The organism is gamma proteobacterium SS-5, from assembly GCA_009497875.2.
Lineage (GTDB): Bacteria > Pseudomonadota > Gammaproteobacteria > Chromatiales > Chromatiaceae > Magnetovirga > Magnetovirga frankeli.
In genome coordinates this window covers 927,762-943,926 of sequence record CP032508.2, presented here as the reverse complement: position 1 = coordinate 943,926, position 16,165 = coordinate 927,762, and the positions used below count along the sequence as shown (strand labels likewise).

Below are 16,165 nucleotides of genomic sequence, written 5' to 3'. Positions count from 1 at the left end.
GGGCGATGTGGACTGTTTCTGACCAGCTGTGAGTGGAGTTACTTATGTTATTGAATTCAAATAAATCCTATGTGTTTCAGGGGCTGCTGACCGGGCTGCTCTTGCTGTTGGCCCCTGGGCTGCAGGCGCGAGATCAGGGCTATTATCCGGTGGAGGAGTTGCTGGTGACCGGCAAGACGGTGGTGGGCGAGGAGATCCTTTACCCCAGCACGGGCGCGGCCAAGATCACGGTTGCCTTGGTGACGGTGAAGCCTGGGGCCCCGGCCGCCTTTCATCGGCATCCGGTGCCCCTGGTGGCCTACATCCTGGAGGGCGAACTCAGCGTAGATTATGGACCCAAGGGGGTAAGGACCTACCGTCAGGGCGATGCCCTGGTGGAGGCCATGGATGTCCCCCATCGGGGCATGAATCGGGGTACGGAGACGGTTCGCTTGTTGGCGGTCTATGTCGGTGCCGAGGGCCTGGCCAATGTCGAGTTAGAGAAGACGCCCTGACCTCTCTGCGGGCGGCCTTTACTGTCATTAGGGGTGGTGATCTGTCGCACCCTGAAACGCACGGGTAGGTGACCTATGAAATTGAGTGAAAAGATAGACCATCTGAAAAACCTGTTGGTCAATGAATCGGATTTTCACAAGACCATTGTGTATTTTTTTGATGTCCTGGCGGCGGATGACCGCTTTGTCCAGCAAAGCACGTCGTTAAAAAACAAGGATAGCAGAAGCAAGATACAGACCCTGACCCAGTTGGTAACAGAAAACGCCCTGAGTTTCGTCGACCCGCCCAGCAGGCACCAAAAACCCAAGGTCAAGTTTCGCGATATCATGGGCCTGGACAAGTACCAGTTGGTACACGGCTATTATTCTTATGGCCAGCACGGGGGCGTGTTGTTTTACTTTATGGACCTACAGATGGGTCTGACCTCCATCAAGAACCTGGTGACCGGCAGCGGCATGACGCACTTTGCTCGGCTCAGCGCCCAGGAGGTGAGGGGTAAAGGTGCCAACATCCATTTTGATCGTTCGGGCCACCGGCATTAGCAACAACAAAAAAGGCACCGAAGCGCCTTTTTTGTTTTTATCTTGACCGCCTAAGGCCCCCTGCCCCCTCCCACCAGGCCGCACCGGGCCGACCTGCCCGATTGGCCAAGCCTTGTGGGTAATCAGGAAACCCCTTGGCCTCAGTTGACCTGTGGGTCCAGTTCGCCGGCCTTGTAGCGTCCTGCCATCTTTTCCAGCGACAGGGCGCGGATCTTGGATGCGTTGCCGGCGGCACCGAAGGCCTCGTAGCGGGACTTGCAGATGTCGCGCATGGCGTCCTGGGCCACTTTCAGGTACTTGCGCGGGTCGAAGTTGGCCTTGTTGTCGTTGAGGTGCTTGCGGATTGAGCCGGTGGAGGCCATACGCAGGTCGGTGTCGATGTTGACCTTGCGCACGCCGGACTTGATGCCCTCGACGATCTCTTCGACCGGCACGCCATAGGTCTGGCCCATGTCACCGCCGTAGTTGTTGATGATCGCCAGCCACTCCTGGGGTACCGAGGAGGAACCGTGCATGACCAGATGGACACTGGGGATGCGCTCGTGGATCTCCTTGACGCGGTCGATACGCAGGATCTTGCCGGTGGGCTGGGTGGTGAACTTGTAGGCACCGTGGCTGGTACCAATGGCGATGGCCAGGGCATCCACGCCGGTCTTCTTGACGAAGTCGGCGGCCTCGTTGGGGTCGGTCAGCAGCTGATCCATGTCCAGCTTGCCTTCGGCACCGTGGCCGTCTTCCTCGCCCATTTCACCGGTCTCCAGGGAGCCCAGGCAGCCCAGTTCACCCTCTACCGAGACACCGCAGGCGTGGGCCATTTCCACCACCTTGCGGCTGACCTCGACGTTGTATTCGTAGCTGGAGGGGGTCTTGCCGTCTTCCTTCAGGGAGCCGTCCATCATCACCGAGCTGAAGCCGGACTGGATGGCGTTGACGCAGACCGCCGGGCTGGCGCCGTGGTCCTGGTGCATGCACACCGGGATGTGCGGGTAGGCCTCCAGGGCGGCGTTGATCAGATGGCGCAGGAAGGGTTCACCGGCGTACTTGCGGGCACCGGCGGAGCCTTGCAGGATGACCGGGGAGTCGGTGGCATCGGCCGCCTCCATGATCGCCTTGACCTGTTCCATGTTGTTGACGTTGAAGGCCGGCAGGCCGTAGCCATGTTCGGCGGCATGATCGAGAAGCTGACGCAGGGAAATCAGAGACATGTGGTTCTCCTTGGGTTGGTGATGAGGAAAGACATCAATCCGCCGGGACGATCGTATGTTCGCCGACGCGCATAATCTTGAGTATATTGGTCTGGCCTTCCACCCCGGAGCGGTCGCCCTTGGTGATCAACACCAGATCCTTGTCGCGTACCGTACCACGACGCAGCAGTTCTTCTATGACCTCTTCGTTAACCGCGTTGACGTCGGTACTGGATACGTCAAAACTGACCGGATAAACGCCGCGATACAGGGTCACCTTGCGCCGTGTGGCCACATGCCGGGTGAGGGCATAGATAGGGATGCCGGAGCTGATGCGCGACATCCATTTCACCGTGGAGCCGGACTCGGTGAGGGCGGCGATGGCCTTCACCCCCAGGTGATTGGCGGTGTACATGGCGGCCATGGCGATGGCCTCGTCCACCCGGCCGAAGACCGAGTCGAGCCGGTGGCTGGAGGTGCGAACCTCGGCCTGCTTTTCCGCCTCGCGGCAGACCCGGCCCATGGCCTCCACCGCCTTGACCGGGTACTTGCCGGCTGCGGTTTCGGCGGAGAGCATGACCGCATCGGTGCCGTCGATCACGGCATTGGCTACGTCGAACACCTCGGCCCGGGTGGGCATGGGGCTGGCGATCATGGATTGCATCATCTGCGTGGCGGTGATCACCACGCAGTTCTTCGCCCGCGCCAGCTTGATCAGCCGCTTCTGCACCGAGGGCAGCTCGGCATCGCCGATCTCCACCCCCAGATCGCCACGGGCCAGCATGATGGCATCCGAGGCCTCGATGATGGCCTCGATATTATCCAGGGCCTCGGCCCGCTCGATCTTGGAGACTATGCCGCCCTGACCACCGGCGGCGCGCAACAGCTCGCGGGCCTGGATCACGTCTTCGGCGCTGCGCACGAAGGATACGGCCAGATAATCCGCCTCTACGGCGGCGGCAAACTTGATGTCTTCCTTGTCCTTCTCGGTCAGGGCATTGGCCGACAGGCCGCCGCCCTGTTTGTTGATGCCCTTGTTGTTGGACAGCTCGCCGCCCACCACCACCTTGCACTGGATCTGGGTCTCGCCCACCTCTTCCACCCAGAGCACTATGGCCCCGTCGTCCAGCAGCAGGGTATCGCCCCGCTTGACGTCATCCACCAGGCGGGTGAAGGTGATGCCCACCGATTGCTCGTCGCCCTGATCCAGGGGCCGCTGGGTGTCCAGGCAGAAGGAGTCGCCCTCATTGAGGTTGACCTTGTCCTGCCGGAAACGGCCGATACGGATCTTGGGCCCCTGCAGATCGGCCAACAGGCCCACCTGACGACCGCTGGCGCGGGCACGGTCACGCACCACATCGGCCCGCTGGCGGTGTTCCTCGTGGTTGCCGTGGGACAGATTGATGCGCACCACGTCCACCCCGGCATGGATGAGATCATCCAATACCTTGGGGTCCTGGGTGGCCGGGCCGAGGGTGGCGAGTATCTTGGTGCGTCTGAGCATGGTCGGATTTCAGCCCTTGGCCTTTTCTTCCAGCATGGCCACGGCGGGCAGCGTCTTGCCTTCCAGGTATTCCAGGAAGGCACCGCCGGCGGTAGAGATATAGGACACCTTGTCGTAGATGTCGTACTTCTGGATGGCGGCAATGGTGTCGCCGCCGCCGGCCAGGGAGAAGCAGTCCGAATTGGCTATGGCCAGTGAGACGGTCTTGGTGCCCGCGCCGAACTGATCGAACTCAAACACGCCCAGCGGGCCATTCCACACCACAGTACCGGCCTTGGCGATGATATCGGCCAGCTCCTGAGCGGATTTGGGGCCGATATCGAAGATCATGTCGTCATCGGCCACCTCGCTGGCGTCCTTCAGGGTGGCCTCGGCGGTCTCGGAGAACTCCTTACCGCAGACCACATCCACCGCGATCGGGATATGGGCACCACGGGCCTGCATCTTTTCGATCAGGGCCTTGGCGGTATTCACCAGGTCGTCCTCGCACAGCGACTTACCGACGTTATGCCCCATGGCCTTGAGGAAGGTGTTGGCGATGCCGCCGCCGACCACCAGCTGATCGACCTTTTCCGACAGGGCCTCCAGCACGGTGAGCTTGGTGGAGACCTTGGAGCCGCCGACAATGGCCACCATGGGCCGGGCCGGTTTGGCCAGGGCCTTGGCCAGGTTTTCCAGCTCATCGGCCAGCAGCAGACCGGCGCAGGCCACAGGGGCGAACTTGCCGGCCCCATGGGTGGAGGCCTGGGCGCGGTGGGCGGTGCCGAAGGCGTCCATGACGAAGACATCACAGAGGGCGGCGTACCGCTTCGCCAGTTCCTCGTTGTCCTTCTTCTCGCCGTTGTTGAAGCGGACATTCTCCAGCAGCACCACCTCGCCCTCGGCGACCTCGAAGCCGCCGTCGAGGTAGTCCTTGATCAGACGCACGTCCTTGCCCAGCTTGGCGCTCATGTCGGCGGCGATGGGGGCCATGGAGTTCTCTTCGTCATACACCCCCTCTTCCGGACGGCCACGGTGGGACATGACCATGACCCGGGCACCGGCCTTGGCGCAGTGCTCCATGGTGGGCATGGAGGCGCTGATGCGGGCATCTGAGGTGACCTTGCCATCCTTGACCGGGACATTGAGATCGGCGCGAATCAGTACGCGCTTGCCGGCCAGATCGAGATCGGTGAGTTTGATAAACGCCATGGGACGCTCCTTGGATGCAGATGGAAGAGAAAAAAGCATTCAGATCAGGCCAGGGTGTTGACAGCGGCCTAAGCTCAAAGCTCTTGGGCGACGGGCTAGTGGCTACCCACCCCCATCCCCTCTCCCCTGGGGGAGAGGGGGTGAGGGGGGTGGCAACCTGGCCTTAGTTGGCCGCTACATGCTCGACAAAACGCAGCATGTTGCAGGTATAGCCGTACTCGTTGTCGTACCAGGAGACGACCTTGATGAAGGTCTTGTCCAGGGCGATACCGGCACCGGCATCGAAGATGGACGGGGTGCCGTGGCCACGGAAGTCGGTGGAGACCACCTTGTCTTCGGTGTAGGCCAGCACGCCGGCCAGGTCGCCGGACTCGGAGGCAGACTTCATGGCGGCGCAGATCTCCGCGTAGTCGGCATCCTTGTTCAGTTCCACCGTGAGATCGACCACGGAGACGTCGGAGGTGGGCACGCGGAAGGCCATGCCGGTGAGCAGGCCGTTGAGTTCCGGCAGCACCTTGCCCACGGCCTTGGCCGCGCCGGTGGAGGAGGGGATGATGTTCTCCAGGATGCCGCGGCCACCGCGCCAGTCCTTCTGCGAGGGACCATCGACGGTCTTCTGGGTGGCGGTGGCGGCATGTACCGTGGTCATCAGGCCACGCTTGATGCCCCAGTTGTCGTGCAGCACCTTGGCCACAGGGGCCAGGCAGTTGGTGGTACAGGAGGCGGCGGAGACCACGGCCTGACCGGCATAGGTCTTGTGGTTGACGCCATAGACGAACATGGGGGTGGCATCCTTGGAGGGGGCGGACTGCACCACCTTCTTGGCACCGGCCTTGATGTGCGCCTGGCAGGATTCGTCGGTGAGGAAGAAGCCGGTGCACTCGATCACCAGCTCGGCACCCACTTCGTCCCACTTCAGGTTGGCGGGATCACGCTCGGCGGTGAGGCGAATCTTCTTGCCGTTGACGATCATGCTGTTGCCTTCCACGGCGATGTCGCCGGGGAAATTGCCGTGTACGGAGTCGTACTTGAGCATGTAGGCCAGATAATCGGGGTCGAGCAGGTCGTTGATGCCGACCACTTCGATGTTGGGGAAATCCTTGCTGATGGCGCGGAACGCCATGCGGCCGATGCGGCCAAAACCATTGATACCGACTTTAAGAGCCATAATTTTCTCCTGATTTTTCAGTGGGAAAAGTGGGCGGCTGAGCGAGAAGTCGCGCAACCTGATGCCCGCTTGAATTTAGTCTCAAACCTTACCCGGCAAAGCCGGAACCAAAAAGGACGCAGAGGACGCAAAGCAGCGCGGAGATCGCAGAGTTGTGGAGGAGTTTAAAAGAGAAAAAATATTTTCCTCCGCGCCCTCTGCGCTTCTCGGCTCGGGCATCCTGCTTCACCCTACCTCCTGCATCCGTGCAGTCGTCCGCGGTCTCTGCGTCCTCAAATGTTGGCACTAAAGAACCGCTTCGACCGCCTGAACCACGTTCTCCACGGTGAAGCCGAATTCCTTGAACAGCTGACCGGCCGGGGCCGATTCACCAAAGCGGTTGATGCCGATCACCTTGCCGTTCATGCCGACGTACTTATACCAGCCATCGGTGACAGCGGCCTCGACGGCGACGCGGGCGGTGCAGGCGGCCGGTAGCACGGATTCCTTGTAGGCCGCATCCTGGGCCTCGAACACATCGGTGCTGGGCATGGAGACCACGCGCACCCTTTTGCCGCTCATGGCCTCGGCGGCGGCCACGGCCAGTTCCACCTCCGAGCCGGTGGCGATGATGATGGCCTCAGGCGCGCCATCGCAATCCCGCAGCACATAGCCGCCACGGGCGATATCGGCCAGTTGCTCATCGCTGCGCGGCATGGGGGTCAGGGCCTGACGGGTGAAGATCAGGCAGCTGGGGCCGTCCTTGCGCTCGATCGCCGCCTTCCAGGCCACGGCGGTTTCGGTGCCGTCACAGGGCCGCCAGTTGCTCATGTTGGGGATCATGCGCAGGGTGGGGATCTGCTCGATGGGCTGGTGGGTGGGGCCGTCCTCGCCCAGACCGATGGAGTCGTGGGTATAGACGAAGATCGGGTTGATCTTCATCAGTGCCGCCATGCGCAGGGCGTTGCGGGCGTATTCGGAGAACATCAGGAAGGTGGCACCGTAGGGGCGCACGCCGCCGTGCAGGGTCATGCCGTTCATGATGGCGGACATGCCGAACTCGCGTACCCCGTAGCTGAGGTAGTTGCCGCCGAAGTCCATCGGCTTGCCGTGACCCGGATTGATATATCTGGAGCTGCTGTTGAAGGTGTTGTTGGACGGGGTCAGGTCGGCAGAGCCGCCGACAAACTCCGGCAGCAGGGCAGCATAGCCGTCCAGGGAGGCCTTGGAGTGCTGGCGGGTGGCCTTTTTCTCGGCCTTTTCCTGTACCGATTTGATAAAGGCACTGGCCTTTTCCTGCCAATCGGCGGGCAGCTCGCCGACCATGCGGCGTTCAAATTCAGCGGCCAGGTCGGGGTGGGCGGCGCGATAGGCGGCAAACCGCTCGGTCCAGCCCTGTTCCGCCTCGGCTCCCTTGGCCTTGGCATCCCAGCCGGCATAGACCTCGTCGGGAATGACAAAGGGCTCGTGCTTCCAGCCCAGCTTTTCCCGCGTCAGCTTGATCTCTTCGTCCCCCAGGGGGGCACCGTGGCAGTCGTGGCTGCCGCACAGGTTGGGCGACCCAAAGCCGATCACGGTCTTGCAGCAGATCAGGGTTGGCTTGCCGGTCTCGGTCTTGGCCTGCTGAATGGCGGCATCGATGGCGGCGGCATCGTGGCCGTCCACGTCGCGGATTACCTGCCAGCCGTAGGCCTCGAAACGGGCCGGGGTGTTGTCGGTGAACCAGCCATCCACATCGCCGTCGATGGTGATGCCGTTGTCGTCCCAGAAGGCGATCAGCTTGCCCAGGCCCAGGGTGCCGGCAAAGGCGCAGGACTCGTGGGAGACGCCTTCCATCATGCAGCCATCGCCGAGAAAGACGTAGGTGTGATGATCGACGATCGCATGGCCAGGACGGTTGAACTGCTCGGCCAGGATCTTCTCCGCCAGGGCCATGCCGACGCCATTGGAAATACCCTGACCCAGGGGGCCGGTGGTGGTCTCGATGCCGGGGGCATAGCCGTATTCCGGGTGACCTGGGGTGCGCGAGTGCAGCTGACGGAAGTTCTTCAGGTCGTCCATGCTCAGGTCGTAGCCGGTCAGGTGCAGCAGGGAGTAGATCAGCATGGAGCCGTGGCCATTGGAGAGCACGAAGCGGTCACGGTCGGCCCACTTGGGGTTGGCCGGGTTGTGCTTCAGGTGGCCGTTCCACAGCACCTCGGCAATATCCGCCATGCCCATGGGCGCGCCGGGGTGGCCGGAGTTCGCCTTCTGCACGGCATCCATGCTGAGGGCGCGAATGGCATTTGCTAGCTCTTTGCGTGACGACATAGGTTGTCTCCCCTAATCTATATTTTGAGTACTGAAAAAACGGGTTGTTGACCTCTGTAGGCCGCCGCCACGGGGCAGCAGCCAGGAAATTCGTGTCTGATTGCGCGCTCGGGCAGGGCCCGCCCACCGAGACGCAAGGGGCCGCCATTCTCACCTATGAATCGGCTTTGAGCAACCGAAGCAAGGCCTCATTGCCTCTATGCGCCTATAAAAACAACGGAGCTTATCTCGGCTGGATTATTAAGTTATTTGTGTAATTTATTGATTTTATTTTATTGACTTATTATTGTTTAGCTGAATACTCAGTATTGTTTTCACGCTGAATCCGGCGCTCAACGGTCAGTGGACAGCCCCCTGTCCTACATGCCGTTTTTGAATTTGGCGTTAAAGGTGCCCTCGGCAGCCCGCACCGGGCGCAGGGCCTGGGCGTATTGCTCCAGCAACCCCAGGGCGAAGGCGCTGCGTTCGCGGTAATAGGTATCGGCCTCGGTGTCGTTCTCCCCCGATTCATTGAGCACCTGCTCGACGTTGCGGATGATCAGATGCTCGGGGATGTAGCACAGACGGTTGTTCTTGCTGCTGTTCATGCGCAGCTCGGCCACCGGGTAGGTGCCACCGACGCTGGAGGAGACGCCGACGATCAGGGCCGGCTTGTGCGCCAGCTCGTTGTTACCCCACAGCAGGAGGAAGTTCTTCAGCCCCGAGGGGGCCATGCCGTGCCACTCGGGGGCGATGATGATAAAGCCATCGCTACTGGCCAGCTGGGCGGACAGGGGTGTCAGCAGCTGTTGCCATTTGGCATCCCCCGACCAGATGCCCTCATCCCACAGGGGCAGGGGGTTGTCGGTGAGATCAAAGCGCCAGATCTCATCCGCCAGCCGGAGCTGCTCCAGCTGCCCGGCCAAAAAGCCCGCCACCTTGGCGCTCTGCGCGTTGTGCCGATGACTGCCATTGATGATGCTGATTTTCATGGGTATTGCCTTTGTTGGGGGTGAGTTTGAGGTCTGCGTATGGGCGATCAGCCAGAAGCGGTTTGTTTTACGCGCATCCGCAGGGCATACTTGTTCAACTTTCTGAACAAGTAGAGCCGCCATGAAGGTCGTTACCTATTCTCATGCACGCAATGCGCTCAAGTCCATTTTGGATGGGGTGGTGCAAGACGCCGATGTGACCATCATCAGTCGCCGTGACGCTGAGGGTGATGCGGTGATCATGTCGCTGGATAGCTATAACAGCATCATGGAGACCCTGCATTTGACCAGCAATCCGGCAAATGCGGCGGCCTTGGCCAGGGCCATTGCCCAGGATAAGGCCGGTCTGGCGCAAACTCGCCAGCTTTTACCGGCTGAATAAGCGTGCGCAGCGTGCGTTTCGTGCCCGATGCCTGGGCCGACTACCTGTACTGGCAAGCGCAGGACAAGAAGACGCTGAAACGCCTGAATGGGTTGATTACCGCCGCTGCGCGTGAGCCCTTCGTGGTTATTGGCAAACCTGAGCCCCTGCGAGGCGAATTATCCGGCTACTGGTCTAGGCGCATGGATGAAACAAACCGTCTGGTTTACCGAGTAACTGATACCGAACTGGTCATCATCGCTTGCCGTTTTCACTATGACAGCTAGGCCTTGCCCGCACCCTTCTGCAGCGCGGCATAGCCCGCCAGAAGTTCATCCCAGGTGGAGCAAGTATCCAACATCCCCCAGCTGATTGAGCTTACTGTGAAAATCGCGAAGCGCTCGGTTGCTTCCTTGCGCCCTCAACCCTCCCGCAGCCAGGAGCCGGACTTGCCGCCGTGCTTCTCCAGTAGGCGCACCTGTTCTATGACCATGCCCCGGTCCACCGCCTTGCACATGTCATAGATGGTCAGCAGGGCGATCTGCACCCCGGTCAGGGCCTCCATCTCCACCCCGGTCTGACCGTGGGTCTCGGCCTTGACCGCGCACTGCACCCCAGGCAGGGCGTGATCGACATGAAAATCCACCGCCACATGGGTCAGCCCCAGCGGGTGACAGAGGGGAATCAGCTCACCGGTACGCTTGGTGGCCATGATGCCGGCGATGCGGGCAATGCCCAGCACATCGCCCTTCTTGTGGCTGCCGGACTCGATCAGGGCCAGGGTCTCGGGCTGCATACGGATCTGGCCGGCGGCGATGGCGCTGCGGTGGCTGGGACTCTTGCCCCCCACATCCACCATGTGCGCCTCGCCCTGGCTGTTGAAATGGGTCAGGTTGTTCATAAGGCTCAACTCCGTCGTTAATCGATGCAGAAAGGGACGCAGAGTGCGCAAAGTAGCGCAGAGCACACAGAGATTTAATTCCGTCGCGACCGATAATAAATCCAACGGACAGGGATCGGAAAGCGCCACCCCGGCACATGAAACATCTCTTGGCCGTTTCGGGATTCGGAGCTCGGGACTCGGCAGCCCCTGTAGCCCGGATGCAGCGAAGCGGAATCCGGGGAGGCGCTGCGCAGCATACAAACGCCTGTCCAGCGGCCAACCCGGATTAGGTTGCACTCCATCCAGGCTACAGGGATTCAACCCCTCCGAGCCAGCGCTCGGAGCTCCCAGGTGATCATGGCGTTCTCCACATCCATGATTTCTTAGCCCGCCAGCTCGCTGTAGCCCTGTTCGATCAGCTTGGGCACTTGCTGCGGCTGAAAGTCCATGGCCTCCAGGTCGGCCAGGATCCAGGTGGCCGGGGCGCGGCCGACGCCGCCGATGGTGCCCGGATTGACCAGGGGCGTGCTGCCGCCCTTGGCGTTGGTCACCTGTTCTATGGTCAGCTCATGGCTGTGGCCGCAGCAGACCAGATCCCAGTCGCCGGTAGCGGCCATGGCGCGGGCATAGTGGGGGTAGTGCACCAGAAAGATGCGCTTGCCCGCCAGGGTTACCCCCGCGTCCATGCCGTGGTAGTGGAACTGGTTGTCCGCCTGCGCCGCCATGGTGGTCAGCACATAAAGATCACCGCTGTTGTTACCGTGGATAAAGTGCACCGGCAACTCGTGCTTTTTCAGACAGCGCAAGGTGCTGGGGGCGACGATGTCGCCGCAGTGCAGTACCGCCTCAACGCCCAACTCCTTGGCCTGGGCCACGGCGGCGTCCAGCAGGGGGATATGATCATGGCTGTCGGAGAGGATGCAGGCCTTCATCAGCCTTGACTCAGAAATTCGGCTTTTCTGGGGCATCATCATACAGGCGCACCGAGTCCATGATCTCCTGCTTGGCCTCCTCCAGGCCGTACCAACCATCTACCCGCACCCATTTGCCCTCGTCCAGATCCTTGTAGTGTTCGAAGAAATGGGCGATGCGGTTGAGGATCTCGCCGGGCAGGTCGCGGAAGTTAGTCACCGCTCGATAGGTCTTGCACAGCTTGTCGATGGGCACCGCCAGCACCTTGGCATCGTCGCCGGATTCGTCGGTCATCTTCAGCACGCCCACCGGCCGGGCCTTGATCACCGAGCCGGAGATCAGCGGATAGGGGGTGAGCACCAGCACATCCACCGGGTCGCCGTCCTTGGACAGGGTACGCGGTACATAGCCGTAGTTGCAGGGGTAGTGCATGGCGCTGGACATGAAACGATCGACAAACATAGCGCCGGTGGCCTTGTCCAGTTCGTACTTGACCGGGTCCGAGTGGGCCGGTATTTCAATGATGACGTTGATCTGATTGGGGATGTCTGAACCTGGGCCGACGCGATCGAGATTCATGGGGTCTCCTGCTGCATGGGTAATGGGGATGGCCCATCATAACCTGCATTGAGCCCAGAGAAAAAAAGCCCCGGTACTTGGGGGGGTGTACCGGGGCAACCTTCGCTCCACAAACCGGAGCAGGCTGTCCAAGCGGGGGGTTCTGACAGCCTTTTCCTCTCGTCGTTCATGGCATAAGACCGGGGTCGTTGGCAAAAGTTCAGAGCCCCAGGCCCCGTTGGCCCGGCTGCCAGTTGACCAGATCCAGCCGGGCGTTACCCAGGCCCAAGGCGCGAATCCACTTGGCGGCGCTGTCCAGGGAGGTCCAGATCTTGGCCGTGCCCTTCAGGGTCAGGGCGGTGAAGGAATCGTTGGGGGTGTCGATCCTGACGTAGAAGTGGCCGCCGTTGGCAATGATATGCACCCGTTTGACCGCCCCGGCGGCGATCAAGGCCTTGAGGGTTTTTTCATCCATGCTGGCGTTTCCGGATGGACATGGGGCTCTCCGCTGGGCTGGGTTAGGCTGTACTTGACAGGGGCAATGTAGCGCGTTGCGGGCCTGTTTGTCGATCAGCCCCTGAGTTGCCGGCCGCTGCGGGCGTCACGGATCGGCGTGGGCTGCGCCAGCCCACCCAGCGGGCCGCTGAGCAGATAGTCGATGCGCCGCGCAAACTGCAAGCGCACCTGGGTCGGGCTGCGCGCCGGGGGCAGGTTGCTGATGTTGGCGCTGGTGGAGATCAGTGGGCCGCCGAAACCGCGACAGAGCGCCGCCACCAGGGGGTGGGCGCTGACCCGCACGGCCAGGCTGTCATGCTGGCCGCGCACCCAGCGCGGTACCCAGGGCTGGGCCTGCAGCAGCCAGGTGTGGGGGCCGGGCCAGCTGGCCAACAGCGGGGCCATCTGCTCCGGCGGCAGGGGTTCAATCCAGTCCAGCAGGGGATCAAAGCGGTCACAGACCAGGATCAGGCCCTTGCGCCAGGGGCGTTGCTTGAGCGCCAGCAGGCGCGCCACGCTATCCCCCCTGATCGGGTTGCAACCCAGTCCATACACCGCCTCTGTGGGGTAGGCGATGATGCCACCGGAATCCAGCACACGCTGGGCTTGGCGCAGGCGATAGTGCATGGAATTGGACCTCATCTGACCTCTTGGAGCGACCCCAGAAAATGAAACAACCGCATAACATGTCAGGACTCGTGAGTTGCCACGGATATTTCACAGTAACCGCCAGCTCCATGATGGGTGGGAGTGCATGGGGCCGCCCGTGGCCGCTGTACCCGTGCCAGGGGCAAGCCTCATTGCTGTGGCTTGGCGGCGGGCGTGGCCCGCCCTATGCCGCACGGCAGGCCAGTCACTGCCGCGAGTTTCACAGTAAACTAAAAAACCGCCCGAAGGCGGCTTTCCAGTGGACATCCAGGGGCCAGAATCAGCTCAGTTTATAGATGCCGTGACTGATGGAGGTTACTTCACCGCGCTTCTTCAGATAGGCCATGCTTTGGGATAGGTTCTTGGCCTCGAAGCCGGCCTCTTGCAGCTTCTGGTTGATCTCCTTGGTGCTGATTTCACCGGCCTCACGAATGATATCAACGATCTTGGAGGAGATGCCCGCAGAACGGCTGTTACCTCGGCCCTTGCCTGAACTGCCGGGCTTACCGGTGAGCTTGGCAATTTCATTTTCCAGCGCTAAACGATCTTTGCGGTACTGGGTATCCAGCTTGCGGATCTCGGCGCGGACCTCGGCTACTTGTTGCTTTACCGCCTCCTGGCGTTTGGCCTCTTCTTCTTGTTTGCGCTGCTCGGCCAGCTTGAACAGTTCTTCGGAGCTTAGCTCTTGTATTGTCTCACTCATGTTTGATTTCACCTGTCTGTTTATACCAACGGCCGTTAGGATAACATGAGTTTTACAATATACAAGTGCGATTGTGTTGTTGGGGCTGATTTTGCTGTCCGCCCGTTCCGCCTGACCGGGCCCCGTTCGGCACGCTCAAACCCATAGCCCGCTGGCCTGCAATTCACGCAGTTCATCACGGATTCGAGCCGCCTGCTCAAACTCCAGATTGCGCGCCTTCTCATACATCTCCTGTTCTAGTTGTCGAATGCGTTTGTGCATCTGTTCCGGGCTCAGGGCCTTGAATTGGGCGACCTGCTCGGCCACCTTGGCATACTTTTTTGCTGGCAGGGGGGCACCGGGATAGGCCCCCTCCATGATGTCCGTTACCTTCTTCAGTATGCTTTTGGGGGTGATGTTGTGGGCCAGGTTATGGGCGATCTGCTTCTTTCGTCGGCGCTCGGTTTCGTCCATCGCCCGCTGCATCGAGCCTGTGATTTTGTCGGCATAGAGGATTGCCTTGCCTCGCACATTGCGCGCCGCCCGGCCTATGGTCTGGATGAGTGAGGATTCGGAGCGCAGAAAGCCCTCCTTGTCCGCATCCAATATCGCCACCAGGGAGACCTCGGGCATGTCCAGGCCCTCGCGCAGCAGGTTGATGCCCACCAGCACGTCGAACTCGCCCAGGCGCAGGTCGCGGATGATCTCCACCCGTTCGACCGTATCTATGTCCGAGTGCAGATAGCGCACCTTGACATCGTGCTCCATCAGGTAATCCGTCAGATCCTCGGCCATGCGCTTGGTCAGGGTGGTGACCAGCACGCGATCACCCTGGGCGGTACGCTGGTGGATTTCCGAGAGCAGATCGTCCACCTGGGTGGTCGCCGGGCGCACCTCGATCTGCGGGTCCACCAGGCCGGTGGGGCGCACCACCTGCTCGACAATGGCGCCGGAGTGCTGGATTTCGTAGTCACGCGGGGTGGCGCTGACATAAATGGTTTGAGGTGCACGGCGCTCGAATTCCTCGAAGCGCATGGGTCGGTTGTCCAGCGCCGAGGGCAGGCGGAAGCCGTATTCCACCAGGGTTTCCTTGCGCGAGCGGTCGCCACGGAACATGCCGCCGATCTGCGGCACGGTGACGTGGCTTTCGTCGATCACCAGCAGGGCGTTGTCCGGCAGGTAGTCGAACAGGGTCGGCGGCGGCTCGCCGGCGGCGCGGCCGGACAGATAGCGCGAGTAGTTCTCCACCCCGGAGCAGTAGCCCAGCTCCAGCATCATTTCGATGTCGAAGCGGGTACGTTGCTCCAGCCGCTGCGCCTCCACCAGCTTGTTCAGATCGCGCAGCTGGTCCAGCCGCTGCTTCAGCTCGACCTTGATCTGCTCTATGGCCTCCAGGATGGTCTCGCGTGGGGTGACATAATGGCTCTTGGGATAGACGGTGTAGCGCGGCACCTTGCGCAGCACCTCGCCGGTGAGGGGGTCGAACACGGCGATGGCCTCGATCTCGTCATCGAACAGCTGAACGCGGATCGCCTCGCCGTCGGATTCCGCCGGGTAGATATCGATGACATCGCCGCGTACCCGGTAGGTGGCGCGGTGCAACTCAACCTCGTTGCGGGTGTACTGCAGCTCCGCCAGGCGGCGCAGCATGGCGCGCTGATCTAAGCGATCGCCGCGCACCAGATGCAGCACCATGCTCAGGTACTGGCGCGGGTCACCCAGGCCGTAGATACAGGAGACGGTGGCGACGATGATGCTGTCCGGCCGCTCCAGCAGGGCCTTGGTGGCGGACAGGCGCATCTGCTCGATGTGCTCGTTGATGGATGAGTCCTTCTCGATGAAGGTATCCGAGGCCGGCACATAGGCCTCCGGCTGGTAATAATCATAATAGGAGACGAAATACTCCACCGCGTTGTCGGGAAAATAGGCCTTGAACTCGCCATAGAGCTGTGCCGCCAGGGTCTTGTTGTGCGCCATGATCAGGGTCGGTCGCTGGGTCTGGGCAATCAGGTTGGCGATGGTGAAGGTCTTGCCCGAGCCGGTCACACCCAGCAGGGTCATGCCCGCCTCGCCGTCCTGCAACCCCTCCAGCAGGCGGGCGATGGCCTCTGGCTGATCACCGGCCGGCCGGTAGAGGGTTTCCAACTCGAATTTTTTTGTCATGAACCTTATACTGCTCGCCAGTTGTCTTGGGCTATTATGCAGGGCTGAACAGACAGAGGTGCCGATTTAAGCGCCCCTCAGCAGACGTTAATTTTCCGGGGCAAGCAGCCCCCTGATTG

At 61.3% G+C, this 16,165-nt stretch carries 17 protein-coding genes; 4 read left to right on the top strand and 13 right to left on the bottom strand.

From position 1 onward, the window contains the following. The first annotated feature begins 44 nt into the window (after positions 1-44). Both D5125_09505 and D5125_09500 read left to right on the top strand, forming a co-directional pair. A complete protein-coding gene (locus tag D5125_09505; GenBank protein ID QFY89704.1) occupies positions 45-494 on the top strand; it encodes a cupin domain-containing protein in 450 nt (149 codons plus the stop codon). Positions 495-569: 75 nt separating this feature from the next. Next, positions 570-1,037 carry a hypothetical protein gene (locus D5125_09500; protein ID QFY89703.1) on the top strand — a complete coding sequence of 156 codons (468 nt, stop codon included), beginning with the start codon at positions 570-572 and terminating at the stop codon, positions 1,035-1,037. 140 nt (positions 1,038-1,177) lie between these two features. Here D5125_09500 and D5125_09495 read toward each other — a convergent pair whose 3' ends face one another. The 6 genes from D5125_09495 to D5125_09465 form a co-directional block, all read right to left on the bottom strand. Then, positions 1,178-2,242 carry a fructose-bisphosphate aldolase class II gene (locus D5125_09495; protein ID QFY89702.1) on the bottom strand — a complete coding sequence of 355 codons (1,065 nt, stop codon included), beginning with the start codon at positions 2,240-2,242 and terminating at the stop codon, positions 1,178-1,180. 34 nt (positions 2,243-2,276) lie between these two features. Then, a complete protein-coding gene (gene pyk, locus D5125_09490; GenBank protein QFY89701.1) occupies positions 2,277-3,725 on the bottom strand; it encodes a pyruvate kinase in 1,449 nt (482 codons plus the stop codon). A gap of 9 nt (positions 3,726-3,734) precedes the next feature. Next, entirely contained in the window at positions 3,735-4,916 is a 1,182-nt protein-coding gene (locus tag D5125_09485) for a phosphoglycerate kinase (GenBank protein ID QFY89700.1), read from the bottom strand. A 163-nt stretch (positions 4,917-5,079) separates the two neighbouring features. Beyond that, positions 5,080-6,084, bottom strand: coding sequence for a type I glyceraldehyde-3-phosphate dehydrogenase (gene gap / locus D5125_09480; GenBank protein QFY89699.1), 1,005 nt, complete (start codon positions 6,082-6,084; stop codon positions 5,080-5,082). A 285-nt stretch (positions 6,085-6,369) separates the two neighbouring features. Further along, a complete protein-coding gene (gene tkt / locus D5125_09470) occupies positions 6,370-8,373 on the bottom strand; it encodes a transketolase (GenBank protein QFY89697.1) in 2,004 nt (667 codons plus the stop codon). Between the two features lie 359 nt (positions 8,374-8,732). After that, a complete protein-coding gene (locus tag D5125_09465) occupies positions 8,733-9,344 on the bottom strand; it encodes an NAD(P)H-dependent oxidoreductase (protein ID QFY89696.1) in 612 nt (203 codons plus the stop codon). Positions 9,345-9,465: 121 nt separating this feature from the next. Between D5125_09465 and D5125_09460 the strand changes: the two genes are divergently transcribed. Together D5125_09460 and D5125_09455 are read left to right on the top strand one after the other, a co-directional pair. After that, complete coding sequence (locus tag D5125_09460) at positions 9,466-9,726, top strand: type II toxin-antitoxin system Phd/YefM family antitoxin (GenBank protein QFY89695.1); 261 nt, start codon at positions 9,466-9,468, stop codon at positions 9,724-9,726. Between the two features lie 2 nt (positions 9,727-9,728). Continuing rightward, positions 9,729-9,992 carry a Txe/YoeB family addiction module toxin gene (locus D5125_09455; GenBank protein QFY89694.1) on the top strand — a complete coding sequence of 88 codons (264 nt, stop codon included), beginning with the start codon at positions 9,729-9,731 and terminating at the stop codon, positions 9,990-9,992. Between the two features lie 134 nt (positions 9,993-10,126). Here D5125_09455 and moaC read toward each other — a convergent pair whose 3' ends face one another. The 7 genes from moaC to uvrB form a co-directional block, all read right to left on the bottom strand. Then, positions 10,127-10,606, bottom strand: a complete 480-nt coding sequence (gene moaC / locus D5125_09450; GenBank protein QFY89693.1) for a cyclic pyranopterin monophosphate synthase MoaC — start codon at positions 10,604-10,606, stop codon at positions 10,127-10,129. A gap of 365 nt (positions 10,607-10,971) precedes the next feature. Beyond that, a complete protein-coding gene (locus D5125_09445; protein ID QFY89692.1) occupies positions 10,972-11,520 on the bottom strand; it encodes a metallophosphoesterase family protein in 549 nt (182 codons plus the stop codon). Between the two features lie 10 nt (positions 11,521-11,530). Then, on the bottom strand, positions 11,531-12,079 hold the full coding sequence (gene ppa, locus D5125_09440; protein ID QFY89691.1) for an inorganic diphosphatase: 549 nt from the start codon (positions 12,077-12,079) through the stop codon (positions 11,531-11,533). A gap of 199 nt (positions 12,080-12,278) precedes the next feature. Beyond that, on the bottom strand, positions 12,279-12,533 hold the full coding sequence (locus tag D5125_09435; protein ID QFY89690.1) for a hypothetical protein: 255 nt from the start codon (positions 12,531-12,533) through the stop codon (positions 12,279-12,281). A gap of 95 nt (positions 12,534-12,628) precedes the next feature. Continuing rightward, positions 12,629-13,180 carry a Sua5/YciO/YrdC/YwlC family protein gene (locus D5125_09430; GenBank protein QFY89689.1) on the bottom strand — a complete coding sequence of 184 codons (552 nt, stop codon included), beginning with the start codon at positions 13,178-13,180 and terminating at the stop codon, positions 12,629-12,631. Positions 13,181-13,481: 301 nt separating this feature from the next. Beyond that, positions 13,482-13,904 (bottom strand): hypothetical protein, encoded by a 423-nt coding sequence (locus D5125_09425; GenBank protein ID QFY89688.1) that lies wholly within the window; start codon positions 13,902-13,904, stop codon positions 13,482-13,484. Between the two features lie 135 nt (positions 13,905-14,039). Further along, positions 14,040-16,046, bottom strand: coding sequence for an excinuclease ABC subunit UvrB (uvrB, locus tag D5125_09420; protein QFY89687.1), 2,007 nt, complete (start codon positions 16,044-16,046; stop codon positions 14,040-14,042). Positions 16,047-16,165 lie beyond the last annotated feature (119 nt).

Bases quoted from the DNA above. Each gene is read 5' to 3' on its own strand.
- D5125_09505 (QFY89704.1), top strand. From the start codon at position 45: ATGTTATTGAATTCAAATAAATCCTATGTGTTTCAGGGGCTGCTGACC.
- D5125_09500 (QFY89703.1), top strand. From the start codon at position 570: ATGAAATTGAGTGAAAAGATAGACCATCTGAAAAACCTGTTGGTCAAT.
- D5125_09495 (QFY89702.1), bottom strand. From the start codon at position 2,242: ATGTCTCTGATTTCCCTGCGTCAGCTTCTCGATCATGCCGCCGAACAT.
- pyk (QFY89701.1), bottom strand. From the start codon at position 3,725: ATGCTCAGACGCACCAAGATACTCGCCACCCTCGGCCCGGCCACCCAG.
- D5125_09485 (QFY89700.1), bottom strand. From the start codon at position 4,916: ATGGCGTTTATCAAACTCACCGATCTCGATCTGGCCGGCAAGCGCGTA.
- gap (QFY89699.1), bottom strand. From the start codon at position 6,084: ATGGCTCTTAAAGTCGGTATCAATGGTTTTGGCCGCATCGGCCGCATG.
- tkt (QFY89697.1), bottom strand. From the start codon at position 8,373: ATGTCGTCACGCAAAGAGCTAGCAAATGCCATTCGCGCCCTCAGCATG.
- D5125_09465 (QFY89696.1), bottom strand. From the start codon at position 9,344: ATGAAAATCAGCATCATCAATGGCAGTCATCGGCACAACGCGCAGAGC.
- D5125_09460 (QFY89695.1), top strand. From the start codon at position 9,466: ATGAAGGTCGTTACCTATTCTCATGCACGCAATGCGCTCAAGTCCATT.
- moaC (QFY89693.1), bottom strand. From the start codon at position 10,606: ATGAACAACCTGACCCATTTCAACAGCCAGGGCGAGGCGCACATGGTG.
- D5125_09445 (QFY89692.1), bottom strand. From the start codon at position 11,520: ATGAAGGCCTGCATCCTCTCCGACAGCCATGATCATATCCCCCTGCTG.
- ppa (QFY89691.1), bottom strand. From the start codon at position 12,079: ATGAATCTCGATCGCGTCGGCCCAGGTTCAGACATCCCCAATCAGATC.
- D5125_09435 (QFY89690.1), bottom strand. From the start codon at position 12,533: ATGGATGAAAAAACCCTCAAGGCCTTGATCGCCGCCGGGGCGGTCAAA.
- D5125_09430 (QFY89689.1), bottom strand. From the start codon at position 13,180: ATGCACTATCGCCTGCGCCAAGCCCAGCGTGTGCTGGATTCCGGTGGC.
- D5125_09425 (QFY89688.1), bottom strand. From the start codon at position 13,904: ATGAGTGAGACAATACAAGAGCTAAGCTCCGAAGAACTGTTCAAGCTG.
- uvrB (QFY89687.1), bottom strand. From the start codon at position 16,046: ATGACAAAAAAATTCGAGTTGGAAACCCTCTACCGGCCGGCCGGTGAT.